Here is a 23,845-nt window from a genome sequence, read left to right on the forward strand (position 1 = left end):
CTCCGTTCAACGTCTGTCACGCGCAACCCCGACGCTTCCCACACCTGTACCTGACAATACGCCGGCGCCCATACCCGGCAACGCGGCAGTCGGGATAAAGCCCAACCTCAAGACAGACCTCGCCGATAAACAAAACCTTCTCACCCTGGGCGATGCGCTGAGCCAGTTGGCCAGGCGACTGGGCGCAGACGCCACGGCGCCGATGATAGTGGCGGCGCTGAAAACCACCTCGATGGCGATTGATCCTGACTCGCGCTACCCCCACGACGGCGGTCGCCAGGCCACCCTCGAGGATTTTATCGGCAGCCTCGGCTTACCCTTGCCTGACAGCCATTTCGCGCTCAACGGTCTCTCGGATGCAGTCATCGACCGTGGCCAAGTGCACCCCTTGGGCAATCTGGGCGGCGCGCTGTCCTGGCCGGTGCCGCTGAGCGCGGATGAGCAACGCCGCGTTCGGCTCATCACCATGAGCCATGTCGACCCCCACGGCCAACAACCGCAAGTGATGCAGACCAAGGGCCTGTTGCTGGGGTTTTTGCGTCTGCGCACGCCGCTCCCCGCAGGTGTACTCAACGATCCGGTCAAAGCGCTGGAAGCGCTGATCAGTTCGCCCGAAGGGCAATTGCTCGGCGAAACACTGCAGAAAACCATGCAGGGTGTCGCCACCGACAGCAGCACGATGGACTACCTGCTCGCCGCCTTGACCTTGCAACTGGACCCGGAGTCCATCATCGCGCCGCGTCGCAACACGCTCGCCGGCTTCGATCTGGCCAGTGACAAGCACTGGGGCAAGCCGCTGTCCACGGTGGTTGATGGTCTTAAACAGCATCTGATCGCCCAGGGAAAGACCAGCGCCGCCATGGCCGGCGTCGCTGCGCATGTCTTACTGGCGGGCCGCGCACCGGCCTTGCTGATCAAGGACATCCCGGCCAGCGTCACCTATGGCAGCCTGGCGTGGGTCAACCTGTCGGTGGCGGCGGCCACCATCGAAGCGCAAACGCCCGGCAAGGTCGCGAACATGACGTTCGCCGAAGTCATGCTGGCGGCTCGCAACGCCAGTCTGGCGGACCCCGCCGTGACCGAACGCGTGCAACGCGAAGTCCTAGTGGATTGGGGCGTGGCCAACGGGGTGCTGGCCAGGAAGGACGATCAACGCTATAGCCTCGATGAACTCACTGCCCTGCTCCGTGAGTTCAATGCCCGTAGAACGCTGATTGGCACCGCCACACACGCCTTGGATGCAGACATTCCGTCGCGTAAAGCGATGGCGTTGGCCGAGCTGAAAAAACGCTTTCCCGAGCAACAGGCCCTGTTTGAAGAGAAGCTGATTCACATCAGCCGCAAGGAAACCACACCCGACGGCGGCGTTGGCTATCGAACCGTGGAGGTCGGGCCGCACTCGATGCTGGACGTCGCCATGATGGATTTGCCGGACGCTGATCTGGCATTCACCTGCGACGACGCGCGCGTGCCGTTGGCGGCCTTGAACGCCAACCCTCGGTTTGGGGTGGCCAAGGCCTTCGAGTCGCAGTTCGCCAGCACCGTCAAAGATAAAAAGGCCGCCATCAACACCTACGTCAAACACCTGATCAGCCAGGCGCCCCTGGCTGTCCGCGAAGATCTCGAATACGGCAAGATCAGCTTCTTCCAGGAGCATTCACGCACCTTGGGGCCAGGGTTCACCGGGTCCACGCCACACCCCAAAAATGAGCAACTGCTGGTCAAAGTCGAGCGTGACGGGGTGACCAAAGCCTATGCGATCAGCTTCAACAAAGGCACGATAGAACCGGTCGGGCCGTCGCGGGCAAGCGCTCAGAGTCGCCGCGCCGCCAATGTTGTGCACGAAACAAAAGCCTTTACCCCCAAAGGCGACGACGCCGTCCGTCGTGACGAACAAAAGCGCCCGGACCAATCTCCCCCTGACAGCTTCAACTCAGGGCGCACCGGCCTTATCGCCGACGCCTTCGTGCAGCATGTCGACCTGGATGACGATGCGATCAAACAACAGGCCCGCGGCCTTACAACCGCCGACAACAACCGCAGGCGCGGCGAGGCGGTCAGCGAGGCCATCCTGGACCTGATCCCCTTTCGTGCGGCGTTCAATAACTTTCGCAAAGGTAATATCGGCGAGGGTTTGCTCGACCTGGGCCTGGACTTGTTCGGCATCGTGACCGCCGGCGTGGGCACCGCCGGCAAGGTGATCAAGATCGCCGGCACCGCCACTTCAACCGCCACCAAGCTGGCACGCGCGGTCAAGGTGATCGGAATGGCGACCTTCAGCTCACTCAATCCTTTAGGGGGGCTGGGTGATGCGGCGCTGGGTGCTACCCGCTTAGTCGGCAGTGGGTTCTCGAAGGGCGTCGAGTGGCTCAACCACGTGAGGGGCGCAGCCGGTGGCTATGACTTGTTAAAGGCTGCCAGCAAGGAGCATGGGCCGACATTGATCGGCACTTACAAGGTGAGCGGGATAGAGACCGAAGGGGTCGCAGTCCTGAAAAATGATCGTTGGTATAAATATGATCCTGTTGCCAATAAACCCTATGGCATGCCCATCGATGGCTTTTCCCCACGCGGAGCGCCTGAGCTTCGTGGCTTGACCGGGGTGACCAGCGAACCTGCTTATTTAAAGCTGTACAACAACATCGTTAACGCGACGAAAACGGAGAATTACCCTGCCTACAAACTAGGGTATTTGACCGGACGCCTGGAGGAGTTGCCTGGGTATCGGGATGGAATGGGCAGCTCACAACTCAGGAAACTGGCTGAGGCGCCCGGACGCATGCCGCACGAGATCGGTATTCTGAGCCGGGAATTGAAGCGTGCCTATGTCAGGGACGGTGAATACACCAGCGCGTTACTCCTTCATGATGTGATGGGGCCTGGTGTGTCGGTGCTGCCCTTTTCACAGGCGCATTACAACGCATACGTTGACTTGCCCTCTGTCGGGGAGTGCGCCGGCATTTCCTATGCCATGGCGCTGGCGCTTCATCAGGGTACCGAGGAGCAGCTTGTGAAGAATTTGCTCAAGGTCACCGAAGACCCTGCGAGTGCCGCCAATGCACCATTCAGAATGCATTTGCGCAACCTCCAGGACACTGTAAAAAAGCCGAGTTCATTCCATTTCGGCGGGCAGGTGGAAGTCGGATACGACGAAATCATCGATAAAATGCTCGCGTCTGGAACCTCGACGACGATCAGGATCGGTACCGTGGACCATGCGATGCTGGCTGGGGTCCGAATCAAAAACGGTAAGCCGGAGTGGTTTTTTTTCGACCCCAACGCCGGCCTGGTCAAATTCACCAACTTGACGTCGATGGAAAGAGGCATGGAGGAATTGCTCAACAGTGGCCAATCTGCGGCGCTGCGCAACACGCGCCGGACGCTTCTGGGCAAGCGAGCCTACAGCATCAGCATATTTGAGCCCGGCCATGTGAATAATCGACCCGGCATTAACCCGGATGTGGTGAGAGATCTCTCCAGTGTTGCGTTGTAAACCATGACGTACCGGGGCATTCTGCGCGCCTGACATCATGCGGCCAGTAAGTTTTTCGGAACTTGCTGGCCGCGTGACTACTCATTAGTTGAGTTGACTCAGCCCTGCCTGACCTCTGTACCTTTACTTTCAGGAATGTTCACTATGCCGTCCCCTGCCTCCACCATCCTTGTAGTCGAAGATGACGCCATCGTGCGCATGCTGATCGTCGATGTGCTTGAAGAGTTGGAGTTCCATGTACTGGAGGCCGCTGACGCCGCCGAAGCGTTGGCAGTGGTCAACACCGACCAAACCATCCACCTGATGATGACCGATGTCGGCCTGCCCGACATGGACGGCAAGGAACTGGCGACCCAGGTGCGTCAATTGCGCCCCACCCTGCCCATCCTCTTTGCCAGTGGTTATGCCGAAAACATTGATGTACCCGCTGGGATGCAAGTGATCGGCAAACCGTTCTCGATCGATCAATTGCGCGACAAAGTCAAATCGATGTTGCCCGACGCGTAACCCTTTCTTCGCGACGCAGTACACCAAGACAGTGGTTTGCCCTGCATCAGGGCAAACAGGCACGGCAAGCCTGCGGGCCTGGCGCCGTCTGCTACCCTGCACAACTGCGCCGTACCGTTACCACCCCAATAGTTCACCTGTTTGCTGGGATTAACGTGACGTTCGGCGAATAAAACTGGAAACTCAGCGTTTTAATCTCACGCCCTTTAAAAAGCACTCAGGAAGGACGCAACAACATGATTGGAAAACCGACGCGCCTGCTGTTGGCGAGCCTCTCGATATTGATGAGCACCGGTGCCTGGGCCGACTTCACGGCAACTCCGACTGAAGCCCGTGCCATCGCCAAGGAAGCCTACTTGTACGGCTACCCGGTGGTAGAAATGTACAAAACGCTCTACACCCAGGCCGTTGATAAAGGTGGCGCCAATTTCAAGGCCCCGTTCAACCATATCGGCAACACCGCCCAGGTCGTCACCCCCAAGGACACTGCGATACCCACTCCGAACCCGGATACGCCCTACTCCTTCGTATGGATGGACTTGCGCAAAGAACCCCAGGTACTGACCCTGCCCAAGATCGAAGACAACCGTTACTACTCGGTGCAGTTGATCGACCTCTACACGCAGAACATCGCCTACCTGGGCACCCGCAGCACCGGCAACAATGGTGGTCACTTCATGATCGCCGGGCCGGACTGGAAAGGTCAGCAACCGGTCGACATTGATCGCGTGATCTACAGCGAAAGCAACATCGCCTACGCCCTCTACCGCACGCAGTTGTTCGATGAAAAAGACCTGGGCAAGGTCAAGCAGATCCAGAGCGGCTATAAAGTGCAACCGCTGAGCGGCTACGTGAAGCAACCCGCGCCGGCCAAAGTCGCGAAGATCGAATGGCCCAAGCCAATGGCGACCATGACCGAAGGCCCGCAGTTGTTCCGTTACCTGAACTTCATGCTCAGCTTCGCCTCCCCTCAGGACAGCGAAAAAGACCTGCTGGCCCGTTTTGCCAAGATCGGCATCGCGCCGGGCGCACCGTTCAAGGTCAATCAACTGACCGCCGAGCAGCGTAAAGCCCTGGAAGACGGGATCGCCGATGGCAAGGCGGAGTTCGCTGCCTTCAAGAAAGACAAGATCGACACCCACCAGGTCTCCCACGGCGACCTGTTCGGCAGCCGTGATCGCCTGAAGAACAACTACCTTTATCGCTATGCCGGTGCCAACCTGCACATGTTCGGCAACTCGCCCGACGAAGCCGCTTACCTGACCTACTCCGTTGACAGCGAGGGCAAGCCCGCCAACGGTGCGCGCCACAGCTACACCGTGCATTTCGCCAAGGACCAGTTGCCGCCGGCCGACGCGTTCTGGTCGCTGACGATGTACGAGGCCAAAACCAAACTGCTGGTGCCCAACCACAAGAAACGCTACCTGCTCAATTCGCGGATGCTGCCCAACTTCAAGCTCGACGCCGATGGTGGCCTGACCCTGGCGCTGCAACACCACGAGCCGCCGAAAGCCGAACAAAGCAACTGGCTGCCGGCGCCGCCCGGCCCGTTTTATGCCGTGCTGCGGATTTACCTGCCCAAGCCCGAGGTGGCTAACGGCCAATGGCAGCTCCCACCGTTGACGCCGCTCAAGTAGCTTTTGCATAGGAGCGGGCTTGCTCGCTCCTACCTGCACAGAACTATCAGTGTCTGGGCCTGGCGTAGGATTGACGCAGATCCGAGGCCCAACCATCGACGACGCTTTTCACATCATCAGCCTTCATTACCTGTGATTCATTGGACAGGGGCTTGCCGGTGCCTTTGCGTATCACCTGGGTGAGCGGTGAAACTGCACCGGTCATTTCGCGGGCAACTGGGTATGACTAATCCACGGCCGGTGGGTAAGGTGAAGCGACAGTCCTTGTCAGGAGCATCGCATGCGTACCATCGGCCTTATCGGCGGCATGAGCTGGGAGTCCAGCGCCGAGTATTACCGCATCATCAACCAGCGCGTGCGCGACCAGCTCGGCCCACTGCGCTCGGCGCAGCTGTTGATGTACAGCGTGGACTTCGGCCCGGTGGAACGCGCCCAGCATGCCGGGCGTTGGGATGACACCGCGCTGATCCTGGAAGACGCGGCGCGCCGCCTGCAGGCCGGGGGTGCCGATTGCGTGGTGCTGTGTACCAATACCATGCATTTGGTAGCGCCACGTATCGAGGCGGCGGTGTCGATTCCATTCCTGCATATCGCCGACGCCACCGCAGCCGCAGCACGTGAAGCAGGCACCCTGACGGTAGGTCTGCTGGGCACGGCATTCACCATGGAGCAGGATTTTCTCAAGTCACGCCTGGCTGCCCAAGGCTTGACTGTGCTGGTGCCGGATGCGGACGAACGCAAGGCCGTGCACCGGATCATTTACGAAGAGTTGTGCGTGGGTGTGATCAGCGAAGCGTCGCGCCAGGTCTACCAGCGGGTGATCGACAACCTCGCCGTGCGGGGTGCCCAGGCAGTCATCCTGGGCTGTACCGAGATCTGCCTGCTGATCCAGCCCGAACACAGCGACCTGCCGCTGCTGGACACCACCGAGCTGCATGCGCGGGCTGCGGTGGCGTTTGCTTTGCACGACTAAGCCGGCGTGCGTATGCGCGCCATGCTCAGCGCGTCGACAAAACCACCATCGCGCACGCCGTAATCGCGCAGACGGCCTTCAACCTCGAAGCCGAACTTACGATACAGCGCGTGCGCGGCTTCGTTGTCGGCATAGACCGTCAATTCGACGCGGCGCAGGTTCATCCAGTTGTCAGCCACTTCCAACGCAGCGCTCAATAGCCTGGAACCCACGCCCTTGCCCTGCCACGCGGTAGCGACCCCCATGCCCAACCCCGCGATGTGGCTCTGGCGAACGCGGGCATTCTGCTCCATCCCCAGATTGCCGATGACTTCACCGCCATGCATCGCCACCAATTGCAGCCGCCGTTCGTTGTCCATCACCAGACGCTTGCGCCAAGCCTCCACCGATTGGAAAGGCATTTGCAGCACCTGACGGCAAACGGCCGGGTCGTTATAGAGCGCCGTGACGCCCTCAAGATGGGCTTCGGTAAAGCGCTGGATGACGATATGAGGTTCAGGTGCGTGCATTGTGTTTCATCCTTTGAAAGACAAGTGGCAGGCCAGTGTAGAGGCCAACCGCGCCCACTGGCTAGGGCGCTGGAACTGTCGACCACAGCGCCGGCCAATCGCCCGGACCCACCCCGGTGCAGCGCGGCATCATCTGGAATTCACGCAGTTGGAAGGCCTTGCCGTCATACACCCAGACGCCTGCGGCGCCGCAATCGCCGATCCCCCGCTGTTTGTAGAAATAACTCAAGGTACCAGTGGCTTCGTCATACCCAACCGAGCCTTGCAGCGCAGCGCCGTCCAACGGCAACGGTTGGATGGTCAGTGGGGTTTCGCCATAAGGGGCCTGACGCTCACGACGGGTGACCTCGTATTCGCAGTTGTAGGCGGCGCAGTCGTAACGCACCACGCTCATGGCTTGAGTTGCACTCAGCGCGCCGACTTCGGCCTGCGGCGCCATTTCGGTGTCCGTGTCCGTGATGGCTTTCAAGGCAGCGGCCGCCAGGGCGTTCTGTTCTTCGGCGGTCAGCGGCGGCGCAGCCGGGAACTTGAGCAAGACCGGCACGGGCATGCGCGCCGGCACCTGGCTGGCGGCCCCTTTGCCTGGCCGCGCCAGTGCCGTGACGTTATCCAGGCGTCCTTGCACCGCATCCATCAACAGCAGCGAAGCACTCAGGCCTTGGAGTGACACCTGTGCGCTTTTATCGCCCGGCACCTGCAAACGCTGACCATTGCGCAAACGCTGCAACCACAGGCGAGCCGGTGCTTCTTCGAGCACACCGTAGGACTGTACCTGGTCATCACCGCCCTGATCGTCCAGCTCCACATGCAACGCCTGCGTCAGCTCCAGGCCCAACGGTTGACCATCCAACAGCAACGTAGAAAGGTCCACGGCCTCGCCACGATAATCAAAACGCAAACGCAGCGACGCCTGCGGGCCAGCCTGGTGCCAGATATGCAGGGTCAGAGCGCTGTAGTCCTCCTCATCGACTCCGCTGGGCGCGCTGAGGGCATGACAATTGCGCAGGTTGTCGCAACCGATGACCCAGTTCTTGATTTCCCGTAGCAAGGGCACGGTTTCGGCGGGGGGCTGGGCAAAGGCTTGGGACGTGGCGCCGGCCAACGACAGGGCCAGGATTGCGGGGCGCAGCATGGGGGACTCTCCGTGTCTGAAAGGCGCGGATTGTCCCATGTTCACTGCATGGCGTCAGCGGCCGGAAGCGGTTCGCCACACCCGTGCGATATCTGCCGCGCGCTCGCGTAACAAGCGCGGCGCTTCGCTGCAGGCACGTTCCAGGCTCATCGGCCCGTTCGGCAAGGCGAACGCCGCCGCCACGCCATGGGCGTACATCTGTTCATAGCCGTCGCCCAGGGTGCCTGCGATCACGATTACCGGCACCTGATGCCGTTGGGCGATGCGTGCCACGCCGAAGGGGGTCTTACCGCGCAGGGTCTGGGCGTCGAAACGGCCCTCGCCGGTCATGACCAGGTCGGCACCGCGGACGGCATCGTCCAGGCCAACCAGCTCAGCCACTACGTCCACACCGGCACGAAATTGCGCGCCGAGAAACGCCTTGGCGGCAAAACCCAACCCGCCGGCTGCGCCGCTGCCGGGTTCGTCGCGCACATCCTTGGGCAGGACCTTGGCGCAGTGGTCGGCGAAGTGGCCGAGGGCTGCATCAAGCTGTTGGACCTGTTCGGGGGTGGCACCTTTTTGCGGGCCGAAAATGGCGGACGCCCCCTGGGGACCGCACAGGGGGTTATTCACGTCTGCAGCGATGTCAAAACGCACGCGCGCCAGGCGAGGGTCCAACTGTTCCAGGTCGATACGCGCCAGCCCCGCCAGCGCCAGGCCACCGGCAGGCAATGGCTGGCCGTTGCTATCGAACAGTTGCACGCCAAGGGCTTGCATGGCGCCGGCGCCGCCATCGTTGGTGGCGCTGCCGCCAATGGCCAGGATGATGCGCTGGGCGTCGAGGTCCAGGGCGGCACGGATCAACTCTCCAGTGCCGTAGGTGCTGCTGGAGCATGCATCACGCTGTCCCGGGGGGACCAACTGCAGGCCGCTCGCTTCAGCCATTTCGATAATCGCGGTGCGGCTGTCGGCCAACCAGCCCCAGCGCGCCTCTACGGTGCCGCCCAGTGGGCCATGCACCGGTTGGCGACGCAGTTCGCCGTTGCACGCGGCGAGTACCGCGTCCACCGTACCTTCACCCCCATCCGCCATCGGGCATTGGACCAGTTGCGCATCCGGCCAGACGTGGGCGAGCCCTTCGGCAATCGCCCGGGCAACGCCTTCAGCGCTCAGGCTGTCCTTGAACGAGTCGGGGGCGATGATGATTTTCATGGGCTTTCTCCGGTTTTTATAACGCCCATGCTGCCAGTTGCCTGCGGGGATGACGCCGGTCCGATGCACAAGTGTGAGTGAGGTTTGTTGTTCATTCCGACAAAGCCTGTGGCAACAGCTGTACGCCCAGGTAGAGAGCGAGCATGCCGTCCAGGGTCAGTGGGTCGACGCCGCTGAGTTCGGCGATACGCTCCATGCGATAACGCAAGCTGTTGCGATGGATGCCCAGGGCATCAGCGCACGCCTGGCTTTGGCCGTCGTGTTCGCACCAACTGCGCAAGGTCGCGAGCAACTGGCCATTGCTGTCCTTGGCCAGTACTTTGCGCAACGGGTTGAGCAATTCGTCCAGCGCATCGTCGTTGCGATGCCGCCAGAGCATCACCGGCAGGCGATAACGGTTGAGGGTCAGCAGGCGCGACTGGGGCAATACATCCCGACCGTAGGCCAGCAAATCGCTGACACGACGGTAGCAACGACGCAGCCCGGCCAAGCCATCGGCCTGCCCGCCTACGGCCACACGAAGGATGTTCCAACCCAAGCCATCGAGTTTTTCCAGCAGGCGTGGATTATCCACCGGCACCGACGCCGGGCGACACCACAACAGGGAGAACTGCGCCGAGCTGACACACCAACTGTCCGGGTAGCGGCTGCTCAGCCAGGCACTCAACGCTTCGGCCGATTGCCCCGGACCCAGCTCGAACAGGTACGGCGTACGTGCCATCTGCGGCTTGAGGCCCAACTGCAGGGCTTCGTCCACCAGTCGCGGTGAGTCGCCGCTGTCGGCCAGCAGCAAGGCGAGCAGATCGTCACATCGCTGGCGGCGCCATTGCTGTTCGGCCTGCTGGTGTCGATGGCTCACCAGCATTTCAGCGGTCATGCGCACCAGTTCGGCGTAGGTGCGCAGCCCTTCGGGTTCGCCGGTGATCCCCAGCACACCGATCAGGCGTTGATCATGCAGCAACGGCAGGTTGATGCCCGGTTGCACGCCTTTGAGGTGCTTGGCGGTCTGGCCGTCGATTTCCACCACCCGACCATTGGCCAGCACCAGCTGTGCGCCTTCATGGCGGGTATTGATGCGCTCCGGCTCGCCGCTGCCAAGGATCAGGCCCTGGCTGTCCATAACGTTGACGTTATAGGGCAGGATGGCCATGGTGCGATCGACAATATCCTGCGCCAAGTCATGATCCAGCTCGAACATGGGGCTATTTTCCTGAAAAGCGGGTTGTTCAGCGGCACAGCGCAAAGGACGCTTGACTGTGCGCAGGCACAAAGACAGTAGCCCATCCTGTCACCGAGACTGGTTGGGCGATCAACGTTACCCTCGCATCGCGAAAAATCATAATAAAGAGAGAACCCTCATGTCACAGAGCGCCGCTGCCACACTGGCCACCGATGACGATAAAAACGCCATCTATCAGCGCATTACCCTGCGCCTGATCCCCTTCATCTTTATCTGTTATTTGTTCAATTACCTCGACCGGGTAAACGTTGGCTTTGCCAAACTGCAGATGCTCGATGCGTTGAAGTTCAGCGAAACCGTGTACGGCCTTGGTGCCGGGATCTTCTTTATCGGCTACGTGTTGTGCGGCGTACCGAGCAACCTGGCACTGACCCGGTTCGGCCCACGGCGCTGGATTGCGCTGATGATGATCGTGTGGGGCACGTTGTCCACCTGCCTGCTGTTCGTCACGACGCCGACGCATTTCTACACGCTGCGCCTGTTTACCGGTGCCGCTGAGGCCGGTTTCTTCCCGGGCGTGGTGCTGTACCTTTCGCAGTGGTTCCCGACCTTCCGCCGCGGGCGCATCATGGCGTTGTTCATGTCGGCGATCCCGGTGTCCGGTTTGCTCGGCAGCCCGTTCTCCGGCTGGATTCTCAACCACTTCGCGGCCGGCCAGGGCGGCCTGGCAGGCTGGCAGTGGATGTTCCTGTTGCAGGGCATCCCCACCGTGATACTGGGCGCCCTCGCCTACTTCCTGCTCAGCGACAACTTCGCCAACGCCAAGTGGCTCAAGCCCCACGAGCGCGCCGTACTGGAAGCCGACCAGGCGACCGATTTGGCGAACAAACCGAAAACCACCAGCGACTCATTGGCCGAAGTGTTCAGGAACCCGGCGATCTGGGCGTTCGGCCTGATCTACTTCTGCATCCAGAGCGGCGTCTACGCGATCAACTTCTGGCTGCCGTCGATCATCAAGAACCTGGGTTTCAGCGATAACCTGGTGATCGGCTGGCTCAGCGCTATCCCGTATCTGCTGGCGGCGGTGTTTATGCTGGTGGTGGGTCGTTCCGCCGATTTGCGTAAAGAGCGGCGCTGGCACTTGGTGGTGCCGATGTTGATGGGCGCGGCAGGCCTGCTGATTGCGGTGAATTTCGCCACCACGCCTGCCATGGCGATTCTTGGCCTGACGATCGCCACCATGGGCGCCCTCACCGGCCTGCCGATGTTCTGGCCGGTGCCCACGGCAATGCTCAGTGTCGGTGCGGCCGCGGGCGGCCTGGCGCTGATCAACTCCATGGGCCAGATGGCCGGCTTCCTGAGCCCGTACATCGTCGGTTTTGTGAAGGATGCAACCGGGTCCACGGATATCGCGTTGTACCTGCTGGCAGCGGTGATCGTCGCCGGCAGCCTGCTGGCGCTGCGCATGACGCGAAGCCTGCGGACCTGACCGCGTTGTTGCTTCCACGCGCACCCGCGCGTGGAGGCCACTCATCAGCAGGTTGCCCGAGGGCGGCCTGGCTGAATCACAAATGCGTTCTACACCCAAGCCTGCCCAGGCCTATAACAAGCCACCGCCGTCAATGTCGATGATAGCTCCGGTCATAAAGCCATTCTCCATGGCCAGCACATACCCCGCCGCCACTTCTTCAGCCTGCCCTACCCGCCCAACCGGTAAGCCCGCGCCCGCCTTGGCGAACATCGCCAGGCGCTGTTCTTCTGCCAACCCGGCATAAGCCGGTGTATCGATCACCCCCGGGCTGACCACATTGACCCGGCGCGGCGCCAGCTCTTTGGCCAACTGCTTGCCCAGCGCCTCGGTCGCGGCATTGATGCCGGTCTTGATGAACTGGCCGGGCGCCAATTTGCGGCCCAGTTGGCCCGAAGTCAGGCTGATGGTGCCGTGCTGATCCAGATACGGCAGCGCCTGTTGGATCGCACGCAAAGCGCCCCAGAGTTTCACGTTGAAATTTTCCTGGGCCTCGATCAAATCCGTCTCGATGAGTGGCTTGGCACGCACCGACGGGCCGGACGTATACACCAGGTGATCAAAGCGGCCTACGGTTTCGAACAGACGCTGCAAGGAAGCGGTGTCGGTGACGTCGACGGGTTCGCTGCGCAGGCCGTCTTCTACACCGGATGTCAGCCGACGCCCGGCCAACACCACCTGTGCACCACGGGCGGCGGCGGCCTTGGCCACTGCTGCACCGATACCGCTGCTGCCACCGATCACGATGACTGTTTTACCGTTGAGGGAAGCGTTCATTGAGAAACATCCAGGTCAGAAAGTGAGCGTTCATCTTCCCAGCTTGGCAATCAGCGAAAAATCCCGGTAAAACGACAAGATCTTTAAAGGATTTTTACAGATGAGCTCGACGCTGGACCTTGAAGTTTTTGTGCGCACCGCCGATAGCGGCAGCTTATCGGCCGCCGCCCGTGGCCTGGGCCTCACGCCGGCCGCTGCGAGTATCGCCCTCAAGCGCCTGGAAACCCGACTCGGCGTCAGGTTGCTCGCACGCTCCACCCGCAGCATGCGCTTGACCGAGGAAGGTCGACGCTATCTGGACAGCGTAAGGGTCGCGCTTGAAGCACTGTCGGAAGGCGAACACGCCATCAAGCAGCAGGGCCAAAGCCTCAGCGGCTTGCTGCAGCTGGCGGCGCCCTCGGATTTCGGGCGTAACGTGCTGCTGGGCTGGTTGGATGAATTCAAGGTGGAGCACCCCAACATCCGTCTGCAACTGCTGCTCAACGACAGCAACGCCGACCTGTTCCGCGACACCGTCGACATTGCCCTGCGCTTTGGCGTCCCCAGGGACTCAAGCCTGGTGGCGCTGCCGGTAGTCCCGGGCCATCGGCGCATCGCCTGCGCCAGCCCCGACTACCTCGCACGTCATGGCACACCGAACAGGCCGACGGATTTGGCGCAGCACAGTACGCTGCGGTACATGCGCCGTGGGCAGGCCAACAGCACGTGGTATTTTCGCCAGGGCACACACCTTCAGGAAGTCGAGGTCACGGGTGACTACCTCAGTGACGACGGTGAAATCGTAAGGCGCTGGGCGTTGGCCGGCCACGGTATTGCGTATAAGGCCAGCCTGGACATCGCTCGCGATATCAAAGCGGGCCGGCTGGTACCGCTGCTCACCGATTGGCAAGGCGAGCCCACCCCGTTCAACCTGATGTGCCCCCATCGCCTGCAAGTGTCGGAACGGGTGAAAGTGCTGCATCGTTTTTTGCAGCAACGCTGCCAGACGTTGCTGGGTGCGTGAAGAAAACGGTGCAGGGCTTGTTCCAGAGCGGCTCAGTCTGGTATTGCAGGGACTACGTTTGAACGCCACGAGGAGCTTTCCATGATTTACCGCACATTGGGCCAGTCCGGCTTGAAGGTCAGCGCGCTGACGCTCGGCACTATGATGTTTGGTGAGCAGACCAGCACTGAAGACTCGCTGCGCATCATCGACAAAGCCTGGGACCAGGGCATCAACTTTATCGACACGGCTGACGTCTATACCGGCGGGCGCTCCGAAGAGATCGTGGGTGAGGCCATTGCGCGCAACCGCCAGGATTGGGTGGTGGCGTCGAAAGTCGGCATCGGCCCGGCAGAGGGTTTGCCCAACCGCAGTGGCTTGAGCCGCAAACGTATTTTCAATGCGGTGGAAGCCAGCCTGTCACGTCTGGACACCGACTATCTGGATATCTACTACTTGCACCGTGAAGACCACGACACGCCATTGGACGCCACGGTGTCGGCCATGGGCGACCTGATCCGCCAGGGCAAGATCCGCTACTGGGGCCTGTCCAACTACCGTGGCTGGCGCATTGCCGAGGTGATTCGCGTGGCCGAACGCCTGGGCGTGGACAAACCGATCATCAGCCAGCCGCTGTACAACATCGTCAACCGCCAGGCCGAGGTCGAGCAGCTCACCGCAGCCGCTGCCTATGGCTTGGGTGTGGTGCCCTACAGCCCGCTGGCCCGTGGTGTGCTCAGTGGCAAGTACGCACCGGATGTAACCCCCGAAGCCGGCAGCCGTGCGGCACGCCAGGACAAGCGCATTCTGGAAACCGAATGGCGCGTAGAGTCGTTGCGCATTGCCCAACAGATTCAGCAATACACCCAGGGCCGTGGCGTGGGGATGGTCGAGTTCGCGATCGCCTGGGTGCTGAACAGTTCGGTGGTGAGCTCGGCAATTGTCGGGCCGCGCACCGAGGCCCAGTGGGATGCCTACACCGGAGCGCTGGGCGTGGAGATCACAGCGCAAGATGAGGCGTTTATCGATTCGCTGGTGACGCCCGGGCATTCATCCACGCCGGGATTCAACGACGTGAGCCATTTTGTGGCAGGTCGCAGGGCACGTTCTTGATCATCACGTCGTTCAGGAGCGGGCTTGTTCGCCACAACAAGCCCGCGCCCACAGGTAGCACGAGAAAAAATCCATAAAACGCGCCAAAACAGCGCACGCCCTGGCCCAAAAGCACCATAATCTCCGCCTCTTTGTATCAATCTGTTTTCGCGAGGACGGCGTGTCTAAAGGTGTTGCGTTATCGGTCTTGGCTTCGGCGCTGTTTGCCGTGATGTATTACTTCACATCGCTGCTGACGCCCTTGAGTGGCCTGGAGATTTTCGGCTGGCGCATGTTGCTGACCGCGCCCTGTATGACGGTGTTCATGATCGTCAGTGGCGAATGGCGCCGCGTCTGGGACGTGGTTCGCATGTTGGCGGCCAAACCGCGCCTGATAGGCGGCGTACTGTTGTCGTCGGCGTTGCTGGGTGTGCAGTTGTGGCTGTTCATGTGGGCGCCGCTGAATGGGCGCAGCCTGGACGTTTCGGTGGGGTACTTCCTGCTGCCGCTGACCATGGTACTGACCGGGCGCCTGGTGTATGGCGAACACCTGTCGCGCCTGCAGCAGATCGCTGTGGTGTTCGCGGCCCTTGGCGTGCTGAACGAGTTGTATCAGGCGGGCGGGTTTTCCTGGGCGACGCTGGTGGTGATCATCGGCTATCCGGTGTATTTCGTGGTGCGCAAGTACCTGACCACGGATCATCTGGGCGGCCTGTGGTTGGATATGGCACTGATGCTGCCGGTGGCCTGGTGGTTCGTGCAAAGTGGCGACCAGGGTTTTGGCGTGCTGGACAGCCAACCGAAGCTGTATGCGTTGATTCCCATCCTGGGTTTGATCAGTGCCTCGGCACTGGTGAGCTATATCATTGCCAGTCGCTTGTTGGCATTCAGTCTGTTCGGGCTGCTCAGCTACGTGGAGCCGGTATTGCTGCTGGGGGTGGCGTTACTGCTGGGTGAAGGGATCAAGGGCGGGCAATGGTTGACCTATATCCCGATCTGGTTGGCGGTGATGGTCCTGGTGTACGAAGGGTTCAAGCATCTTGTGCGTCAGCGCAGAGCCTGAATGGTGGCCGTGGTGGCCGCAGGTTATCGGGGCATCCCGCCCCTCTTGCGATGTCTATCGCTGCGGGCTCAAGCGATTTTGACGGCGGTGCCGGCCGGGCGCACGGGGGCTATCGACTCAATCACATCAGCCAACCCTGTCAGTAGTGTTCGAGCACTGCCGTAGTACGGGAGCCGGCTCTGTGCTTGATCACCGATGGTTTTCAGCGCCGCATCCATCGTTTCCTGGGCAACGCCGAATAACTTGCCGAGCCGGTTACCTTTGTTCAGCGCAACGGTGGGCCCACTTCCAGGATTGGTCAGGTGGGTTTCAAGGGCATGCGCCACATCCTCGGAAACACCCAGGGCTACCAGCGCCTTTCCAAGGCCATTGCCTGGGTTTCTGAGTTGTCGGAGAAACTCTTCGTAGAGCCCATTCAGGTCATTGGCACCCACGTTGTCGAGCGCAACACTCGTCACCGTCTGGCGGTATTGATCGAACGATATCAATTGAAGCGGCTCGTTATTGTTCAAACCGTTTTTCGTGAAGTAGAAACCGTCCCGGGCCGCGCCATGCAGGTTTCCATAGGCATCGTACGTGTAGATGACCTTCTGGCCATCGGCTCGCGTCCCTATGTAAGTCGCGTCGCCGTCCGGCTCCAGCTTATGAACGTGAGTACCGGTCAAACCATTGACAGGCGCAGGTGGCACTGCACCGGCTTCACTTAAATACGTGAAGATATCGCCCTTTACCTGAACGAAACTGCCCACCACTGCATTGGTATCGTTATCGGCGAATGCAATCAGCTTCTGCCTGACCCGTTCCATCTGCCGGGGAGCCCTTTCGTTGGAGAAATGCCGCACAAAGCTCTCCAGCAACTGGGGATCGCTGGCCACGGTTTTAATCCAGCCCGTCAGGCCCTCGCGGTCTTTGAATTCGTGGAATGCATACTGGCCTTCCTGCGGCACATACAGCATGAAATTGGGACCTTCAGCCGTGGCGGGCACGCGCTTGATCATCACAATGTCATTGGCTTGAATGCCGTCGATTGCAAACGTGGAAACCTGCACACCGGGTGCCCCGCGCTTGCCTGGATGCACAAGCGCATCCACGAGTCTCTTCCCTTCGACACTCAGGACGTCATCGCGGAATGCTTCATCGGCCTCATCAATGAACCGACGACGGGCCTGATCACTGGGGTGCGTTTTACCGGTGGTGCCAGGGGGCGGGCCAGGCGGTGTGGAAGTGGCTGGGGGCATCGAAAGGTAACCAGACAACGCTGCAATATTCATCAGAAAACCTCTTCACCGGATAAAGATTTCTGTACATGGGACGCGAACTTTTGCCAGCGTCACGGCCATCTTTGTGGACTTTGAAATGCAGCCAGTTCCGTTGCCGCAGCCGGCCATTGCCGAGTACACGCGCACGAAAAAGCCCGGCAGAGAACGCTCCCTGCCGGGCTTTCAAGGGTTACGAGTGAGTAATCAGTCCGCCGTCAACACGCCCCGACGCACTTGGTCGCGCTCGATCGACTCGAACAGTGCCTTGAAGTTGCCCTCACCGAATCCGTCATCACCCTTGCGCTGGATGAATTCGAAGAACACCGGGCCCATCAGGGTTTCCGAGAAGATCTGCAGCAGCAGGCGCTTGTCGCCTTCGATCGACGAACCGTCCAGCAGGATGCCGCGCGCCTGCAACTGGTCGACCGGCTCGCCATGATTCGGCAGGCGACCTTCGAGCATTTCGTAGTAGGTGTCCGGCGGTGCGGTCATGAAACGCATGCCGATCTTTTTCAACGCGTCCCAGGTCTTGACCAGGTCGTCGGTGAGGAACGCCACGTGCTGGATGCCCTCGCCGTTGAACTGCATCAGGAACTCTTCGATCTGGCCGGCGCCCTTGGAGGACTCTTCGTTCAGCGGGATGCGGATCATGCCGTCCGGAGCGCTCATGGCCTTGGACGTCAGCCCGGTGTATTCGCCCTTGATATCGAAGTAGCGGGCTTCACGGAAGTTGAACAGCTTCTCGTAGAAGTTGGCCCAGTAGACCATGCGCCCGCGATAGACGTTATGGGTCAGGTGGTCGATGACCTTCAAGCCCGCGCCTTGCGGGTTGCGGTCCACGCCTTCGAGGTACACGAAGTCGATGTCATAGATCGAGCTGCCTTCACCGAAACGGTCGATCAGGTACAGCGGTGCGCCGCCGATGCCCTTGATGGCAGGCAGGTTCAGTTCCATCGGGCCGGTTTCGATGTGGATCGGCTGGGCACCCAGCTCCAGTGCACGGTTGTAGGCTTTTTGCGAGTCCTTGACGCGGAACGCCATGCCGCAGACCGACGGGCCGTGTTCGGCCGCGAAATAGGATGCAAGGCTGTCGGGTTCGTTGTTGAGGATCAGGTTGATCTCGCCCTGACGGTACAGGTGCACGTTCTTGGAGCGGTGGGTCGCGACTTTGCTGAAGCCCATGATCTCGAAGATCGGCTCCAGGGTGCCTGGGGTCGGCGATGCGAATTCGATAAATTCAAAGCCCATCAGGCCCATTGGGTTTTCGTATAGATCTGCCATGATTTGGCGCCTCATCATCATTCTTGTGGTCGAGCGGATTTCAATTGCCGGCAAGGATGAGGTGCGAGGGCGGCGCACAAGAGAGGCCTCGCACGCTGCGGGCGAGGAAGTCACCGAAGATGAGGGGGGAGCCGAGTAGCTTCATGGGTACATCAGTCTCTGACGGCTGAGGCTTGCGTGAGCGCAAGTCCATATTCTTGTATGCGTAAATCGATTCTACACAGCGTAACCAGTTTTGTCCTATTCCTTATCAAATCCCTATGCCTTGGTGGTTGCAAGGGGTTTATTGCACAGGTAGATACCCAGCAGAATCAACCCGGCCCCTGCATACATCGCCGGCGTCAGGCGCTCGTCGAGCAGCAGTGCGCCGCTGACCACGGCAGTCAGCGGGTTAAGCGCGATAAAGGCGCCGGACCGCGTGGCGCCAATCCGACGAATGCCATCGTAATAGCCAACGTAGGCCAGGGCCGAACCCAATACACCGAGGTAGACCAAGCTGAGCCATTGCAGAGGCTGGATCGCTGCGAGCCCTCCCGTCGTGAAGGCGCCTGTCAGCACACTCGTCGCGATCAGCATCACAGTGCCCAGCAGGATCGACCACGTAACGGTCTGCAATGGCCCCAGGCTCTGACTGAGGCTGCGTGAACATAATGAGTACACGCCCCACCCCACCACACAGCCAAAGACCAGAACATCACCCAGCCAGGCATGGGTCGCGCCCTGCAGCAAGTTCGGGTTGCGGCTGACAATTACCAGCCCCGCGCCGCCCAGGCACAGCAGAATTCCCGGGGCATTCACACGCTCCTTGAACAACAGCCAGGCCGCCAGGCCGATCACCGCCGGATTCAGGGCGACGATCAATGAGGCACGGGAAGCGTTGATGTAATGCAAACCATAGAAGAAGCAGAGGTTATAGAAATAGATACCGAAAAAGCCCAACGCAGTCAGGCGCATCAGCTGCCTGAGGCTGGGGCGTGCCAGCGGAATGCGCGCTATGGCGAGAAAACCCAGCAACGCCACGCTCGCCAGCATAAAGCGCAGGCTCGCAGCCAACAGCGGATCAACGCCGGCTGCCAGGTATCGCCCCGCGACAAAGGTGCCGCCCCAAATGACAGTCACGGCAACCAGTTTCAGGTAGGTCAGGCGATCATTCATACGCGTTCAAGCTCATCAAGTGCATGGATAGGCGTATTCTTCGGCTAATGATCAGTCATCGTAAAATGAGTAAACGCTCATGACCCTCACCCAGCTTGAGATATTTTCCCTGGTCGCCGAACTTCAAGGGTTCACCAGCGCAGCCCATCGCCTGGGGATCAGCCAGTCGGCTGTGTCCCATGCGATTCGGTCACTGGAGCAGGAATTGGGCGTCGAGTTGTTACACCGGCATCAGGCCGAGGTGGTATTAAGCGACATTGGCCAGCAACTGCTTGGACGGGCTCGCGCGATGCTCGGGCTGGCCAACACGCTGCGCCAGGAAGCCGCCGACGCGCGGGGCATGCGCACCGGCACCCTGCGTATCGGCTCATTCGGGCCGACGTCATCGATGCAATTGCTACCGAAAATCCTGCAAGGTTATCGCGCGGCTCATCCGGGCATCGAGGTGCATATCCACGAAGGCCCGGACCGGCAAGTGATCCAATGGCTGGATGAACGGCGGATCGACGTCGGATTCGTGGTATTGCCCCTGGAACGCTTCGATACTTTCGCATTGATGCAGGATCAGATGGTGGCGTTGCTGCCAGCCGAGCATCATCTTGCCAAGTGCCAGGCCGTCAGCCTGGAGCAATTGTGCAGTGACCCTTTTGTCCTGACCGAGGCCGGCTCGACCGAACTGGTCTCACACCTGTTCAGCAGCGCGAAGCTGAGCCCGAACGTGCGTTTTCGTTGCTCGCAACTGATCAGCACGTTGGATGCCGTAGGCCGTGGGGACGGCGTGAGCGTTGTTGCAGAGGCGTCCCTGCCCCTGGCCACCGACAGTCGCTATGTGGCCCGCCCACTCACTCCCCGCGTCCCGCGGGAAATCGGCCTGGCCGTGCTGGACCAACGCCAGTCGTCACCGGCGACGCTGGCTTTTATCGAATGGGCCAGGAATACGTTATAGCGCTGCAGTTTTTATTCAGGTCCTGCAAGCGTCCACCTGAGTTGCCATCTATCCTCGGCAGTGAATGCCTTATCACTCTGTTACCGGCCATCCCTATGCCCCTGACCGCCAAAGGTCCACGAAATAGAACCACCCGATATTTGATCAGCGGCCTCAGCGCACTGCTCCCCATCTTGCTGGGGGTGCCGATTCTTTATTGGCAGGCCGAACGCACCCTGCAGAAAAGCACCGAACAGACCGCCCAGGAAGCGGTGCGCCAGTTCGACCTGATGCTCGACAATACCGACCTGGCCGCGCGGGCCCTGCTGCCATTGGCCGGCCAGCCGTGTGATAACGGCGTTAAATTGGCATTACGTGAACAAGTCACGCGTCGACCCTTTGTGCGGGCGACCACCTTGTCCTTCCAGCGCAGCATTTATTGCAGCTCGCTGTTTGGGGGCGATTACCAGTCGCCGGTCAACCCCGAGGACTACGTCGCAGGGCGGCTTTGGTTGATGAATGGCAACCCGGTCACCCCGGACACCGCCCTGCTGGTGTACCGCCTTACAGACGGCGACAAAGGGGCCTTTGCCTCCATCGACGGCTATCACCTGACCAACGCCTTGCGCCTGATCAGCCGCTACGCAGGGCTGATTCTGCAGGTCGGGCCTAACTGGCTGGCCGCCGACGGCAGTGTCCACGACACGCCGCCACCCACCTTTGCGGTGGCCCATCAGCACCTGGCTTCCCAGCGGTATCTCTACAGTGTGGAAGTCGGCATGCCCGCCGGCGAAGTCCTGCGCTATATGCAAGACCGTTACCCGGCGGTGTTCAGCCTGGTGGTGTTTTTCGGCGTACTGGCCGGCCTCCTCGCGCACTGGTTGCAAAAACGCTCCTCGGCCCCGACCCAGGAACTTCAGCGCGCACTGGATGCCGACGAGTTCGTTCCGTATTTCCAACCCGTCGTACGCGGCGACAGCCTTGAATGGGCAGGTTGCGAAGTACTGATGCGCTGGCAGCACCCGAAAGAGGGCCTGGTGCGGCCCGACTTGTTTATTCCCCTGGCCGAGCATTCCGGCCTGATTGTGCCGATGACCCGCACGTTGATGCGCCAGACCGCCGAACAACTGGCGCCCCATGCCGGCCGCTTCGCCCCGGGCTTTCATATCGGGGTGAATATCACAGCCCGTCATTGTGAGGACCTGGCGCTGGTGGAGGACTGCCGCACGTTCCTCGCTGCGTTTGCGCCCGGTCAGGTCACGCTTGTGCTGGAATTGACCGAGCGTGAGTTGATCCAGCCCAGCGACATCACTCGCCGCTTGTTTGAAGCCCTGCATGACATGGGGGTGATGATCGCCATTGACGACTTCGGCACCGGCCATTCCAGCCTGGGCTATTTGCGCAACTTCAATGTCGACTACTTGAAGATTGACCAGAGCTTCGTTGCAATGATTGGCCAGGATGCACTCTCCCGACACATTCTCGACAGCATCATCGAACTTTCCGCCAAGCTCGACTTGGGTATCGTTGCCGAAGGCGTGGAAACGACCGAGCAATGTGAATACCTGGCCGCGCAAGGTGTGGACTTCCTGCAAGGCTACCTGTTCGGAAGACCATTACCCGGCGAAGAATTCATTAAATCCATGGGCAGCCATTGATTAGCCATCTAGCACCAGAGTGAAACAATGTTATTTAACCCAAAGACATGATTTACTCGTGATGAATTAACTACTACAATTTTTCCTGCCTGTGCCGAACTCGCAGGAAGGCTTGTTTCTTGAGTCGCTCAACGCTCTTGGCTTATAGCGTTATCTTCAGTTGATATCAGCCAAATACACTAGTGGAGTACATATTTTGTCCAGACTCGCCGAATTTCGCGCAGCAGAAAAAGCCCTTCAAGAGCAGCTCGCCCAGCTGGAATCCCTGAAGAACGATGCTGGCCTGAAGAAAGAAATCGAATTCGAAGAAAAGCTTCAAGGGCTGATGAAAACTTACGGCAAAGGCCTGCGCGATATCATCGCCATCCTCGATCCGAAATTCGGCAAAGGCGCTTCCACTGCTGCCGCTGCCCCTAAACAGCGCCGCGCACGTGTGGTCAAGGTTTACCACAACCCGCACACCGGTGAGCTGATCGAAACCAAAGGCGGCAACCACCGCGGCCTTAAAGCCTGGAAGGAACAGTACGGCGCCGCCACTGTAGACTCCTGGCTTCGCGGCTGATTGAACTGTTCTAACAAAGAGCCCCGCTTATGCGGGGCTTTTTTTTGCTTAACCGTTCGAAAACGAACTTAACTAACATTTCATTTTGTTCACAGTCGAGCGTGCGGCATGCTTAAAGTTTCAGGCTGGCACGCACCGAATTGACCTCCTCCTTGCTCGCTTCGTACACCTGCGCTTGACCGGCGAATGAAAAAACATACGCCTTATCAACATCTACAGCACCGACCAAAGTTTGTGAGAGTACGTGGCGCCCGTTCTCGGTAATCACGCAAGTAGTCTCCAGTGCCTCCAGGCGGCTCAGTGTTGCCGGGTGCATCTTGCTGCACACGCTTTGATATCCGCCTTGAGCAAAGTCTTTTTGGATGGACTTGCGCATTTCCAGCAGCACGCCTTGAAGATTAACTTTATGGCCCGCTTCTATCGGCGTAGCGGTCAACTCCATCACCATCAAGGTTGAGCCATTTTCATCATTCTTGATCGCTCGCTGCCGCGTTACAGCCGAGGTGCTTGTCGGTGCTGTGCCGTCAGGCACCACCTCCTCGACCTGCCAGCCACTGGGCCAATGTATCTCGGGATCAGCCGCCAAGGCCCACGGGCTGCACAACACAAAACACACAGAGCCCAACAGCGTTTTACGAAACTCGATCATTGCAGGAAGTACCCAGGATTCAAGCGTTGAAGTCTGAGCCTCAGCCCTGCGTGTCGCAAGGCCCGCACGGGCTTTTTCATTTGGCGCAGCAGGCACCGCTTGCGTATCATGGGCCGGCTGCATGGATGCTTGCCGCAAGCCAAGGAACCGCTCGGCTCCTCTGACCTCAAACGGGAGTCGAGTTTGCCTACTGCGAGTCAGTTAAGCGATAGAGCGGACAACCAGTAACCCGTGGCGAGGGAGCTTGCTCCCGCTGGGTCGCGAAGCGGCCCCAGCTTTGGGCTTGAAA

General features: G+C 60.1%; 20 protein-coding genes and 1 pseudogene. 11 read left to right on the plus strand and 10 right to left on the minus strand.

Annotation, left to right across the window (positions count from 1 at the left end):
• Positions 1-208 precede the first annotated feature (208 nt).
• The 3 genes from M5B97_RS00515 (at position 209) to M5B97_RS00525 (ending at position 5,637) form a co-directional block, all read left to right on the plus strand.
• Positions 209-3,493 (plus strand): hypothetical protein, encoded by a 3,285-nt coding sequence (locus M5B97_RS00515; protein WP_248730379.1) that lies wholly within the window; start codon positions 209-211, stop codon positions 3,491-3,493.
• Between the two features lie 144 nt (positions 3,494-3,637).
• Positions 3,638-4,000: a response regulator gene (locus M5B97_RS00520; protein ID WP_123718416.1), complete on the plus strand. Its 363-nt coding sequence runs from the start codon at positions 3,638-3,640 to the stop codon at positions 3,998-4,000.
• Between the two features lie 236 nt (positions 4,001-4,236).
• Complete coding sequence (locus tag M5B97_RS00525; protein ID WP_248730380.1) at positions 4,237-5,637, plus strand: DUF1254 domain-containing protein; 1,401 nt, start codon at positions 4,237-4,239, stop codon at positions 5,635-5,637.
• A gap of 46 nt (positions 5,638-5,683) precedes the next feature.
• On the opposite strand, the pseudogene M5B97_RS00530 reads toward M5B97_RS00525, so the two are convergent.
• Positions 5,684-5,821 (minus strand): annotated as a pseudogene (locus tag M5B97_RS00530) (DUF3313 domain-containing protein); the annotation flags it as partial.
• A 96-nt stretch (positions 5,822-5,917) separates the two neighbouring features.
• On the opposite strand from M5B97_RS00530, the gene M5B97_RS00535 reads away from it, so the two are divergent.
• Positions 5,918-6,610, plus strand: a complete 693-nt coding sequence (locus tag M5B97_RS00535; RefSeq protein WP_248730381.1) for an aspartate/glutamate racemase family protein — start codon at positions 5,918-5,920, stop codon at positions 6,608-6,610.
• Here M5B97_RS00535 and M5B97_RS00540 read toward each other — a convergent pair.
• The 4 genes from M5B97_RS00540 to M5B97_RS00555 form a co-directional block, all read right to left on the minus strand.
• Positions 6,607-7,119: a GNAT family N-acetyltransferase gene (locus M5B97_RS00540; RefSeq protein WP_123718418.1), complete on the minus strand. Its 513-nt coding sequence runs from the start codon at positions 7,117-7,119 to the stop codon at positions 6,607-6,609. The two genes, M5B97_RS00535 and M5B97_RS00540, sit on opposite strands and share 4 nt — an antisense overlap.
• Positions 7,120-7,180: 61 nt before the next feature.
• Positions 7,181-8,251 carry a DUF1176 domain-containing protein gene (locus M5B97_RS00545; RefSeq protein WP_248730382.1) on the minus strand — a complete coding sequence of 357 codons (1,071 nt, stop codon included), beginning with the start codon at positions 8,249-8,251 and terminating at the stop codon, positions 7,181-7,183.
• 54 nt (positions 8,252-8,305) lie between these two features.
• A complete protein-coding gene (locus tag M5B97_RS00550) occupies positions 8,306-9,445 on the minus strand; it encodes a glycerate kinase (RefSeq protein ID WP_134657273.1) in 1,140 nt (379 codons plus the stop codon).
• Positions 9,446-9,536: 91 nt separating this feature from the next.
• Positions 9,537-10,643 (minus strand): sugar diacid recognition domain-containing protein, encoded by a 1,107-nt coding sequence (locus M5B97_RS00555; protein ID WP_248730383.1) that lies wholly within the window; start codon positions 10,641-10,643, stop codon positions 9,537-9,539.
• 160 nt (positions 10,644-10,803) lie between these two features.
• On the opposite strand from M5B97_RS00555, the gene M5B97_RS00560 reads away from it, so the two are divergent.
• Entirely contained in the window at positions 10,804-12,114 is a 1,311-nt protein-coding gene (locus M5B97_RS00560; RefSeq protein WP_248730384.1) for an MFS transporter, read from the plus strand.
• A gap of 111 nt (positions 12,115-12,225) precedes the next feature.
• Here M5B97_RS00560 and M5B97_RS00565 read toward each other — a convergent pair whose 3' ends face one another.
• Positions 12,226-12,930, minus strand: a complete 705-nt coding sequence (locus M5B97_RS00565; protein ID WP_248730385.1) for an SDR family oxidoreductase — start codon at positions 12,928-12,930, stop codon at positions 12,226-12,228.
• A gap of 100 nt (positions 12,931-13,030) precedes the next feature.
• On the opposite strand from M5B97_RS00565, the gene M5B97_RS00570 reads away from it, so the two are divergent.
• The 3 genes from M5B97_RS00570 to rarD all read left to right on the plus strand — a co-directional run bounded on the left by M5B97_RS00570 (position 13,031) and on the right by rarD (position 16,067).
• On the plus strand, positions 13,031-13,933 hold the full coding sequence (locus M5B97_RS00570; RefSeq protein ID WP_123718424.1) for a LysR family transcriptional regulator: 903 nt from the start codon (positions 13,031-13,033) through the stop codon (positions 13,931-13,933).
• An 81-nt stretch (positions 13,934-14,014) separates the two neighbouring features.
• A complete protein-coding gene (locus M5B97_RS00575; protein ID WP_123718425.1) occupies positions 14,015-15,025 on the plus strand; it encodes an aldo/keto reductase in 1,011 nt (336 codons plus the stop codon).
• 160 nt (positions 15,026-15,185) lie between these two features.
• Positions 15,186-16,067, plus strand: coding sequence for an EamA family transporter RarD (gene rarD, locus M5B97_RS00580; RefSeq protein WP_134657278.1), 882 nt, complete (start codon positions 15,186-15,188; stop codon positions 16,065-16,067).
• Positions 16,068-16,135: 68 nt separating this feature from the next.
• Here rarD and M5B97_RS00585 read toward each other — a convergent pair whose 3' ends face one another.
• The 3 genes from M5B97_RS00585 to M5B97_RS00595 form a co-directional block, all read right to left on the minus strand.
• Entirely contained in the window at positions 16,136-17,338 is a 1,203-nt protein-coding gene (locus M5B97_RS00585) for a DUF6543 domain-containing protein (RefSeq protein WP_248730386.1), read from the minus strand.
• A gap of 192 nt (positions 17,339-17,530) precedes the next feature.
• On the minus strand, positions 17,531-18,607 hold the full coding sequence (hppD, locus tag M5B97_RS00590) for a 4-hydroxyphenylpyruvate dioxygenase (protein ID WP_123718760.1): 1,077 nt from the start codon (positions 18,605-18,607) through the stop codon (positions 17,531-17,533).
• A gap of 258 nt (positions 18,608-18,865) precedes the next feature.
• A complete protein-coding gene (locus tag M5B97_RS00595; RefSeq protein WP_248730387.1) occupies positions 18,866-19,762 on the minus strand; it encodes a DMT family transporter in 897 nt (298 codons plus the stop codon).
• A gap of 79 nt (positions 19,763-19,841) precedes the next feature.
• Here M5B97_RS00595 and M5B97_RS00600 point away from each other — a divergent pair, with 79 nt between their 5' ends.
• From M5B97_RS00600 to M5B97_RS00610, 3 genes are all read left to right on the plus strand, one after another.
• Complete coding sequence (locus tag M5B97_RS00600) at positions 19,842-20,708, plus strand: LysR family transcriptional regulator (RefSeq protein WP_248730388.1); 867 nt, start codon at positions 19,842-19,844, stop codon at positions 20,706-20,708.
• Between the two features lie 95 nt (positions 20,709-20,803).
• Positions 20,804-22,345, plus strand: a complete 1,542-nt coding sequence (locus M5B97_RS00605; protein ID WP_248730389.1) for an EAL domain-containing protein — start codon at positions 20,804-20,806, stop codon at positions 22,343-22,345.
• A gap of 196 nt (positions 22,346-22,541) precedes the next feature.
• Complete coding sequence (locus tag M5B97_RS00610; RefSeq protein WP_248730390.1) at positions 22,542-22,907, plus strand: histone-like nucleoid-structuring protein, MvaT/MvaU family; 366 nt, start codon at positions 22,542-22,544, stop codon at positions 22,905-22,907.
• Between the two features lie 112 nt (positions 22,908-23,019).
• Here the strand turns inward: M5B97_RS00610 and M5B97_RS00615 are convergent, their stop codons facing one another.
• Positions 23,020-23,556 (minus strand): DUF4946 domain-containing protein, encoded by a 537-nt coding sequence (locus M5B97_RS00615; RefSeq protein WP_248730649.1) that lies wholly within the window; start codon positions 23,554-23,556, stop codon positions 23,020-23,022.
• Positions 23,557-23,845 lie beyond the last annotated feature (289 nt).

This window comes from Pseudomonas sp. MWU13-2517, assembly GCF_023242545.1.
GTDB lineage: Bacteria > Pseudomonadota > Gammaproteobacteria > Pseudomonadales > Pseudomonadaceae > Aquipseudomonas.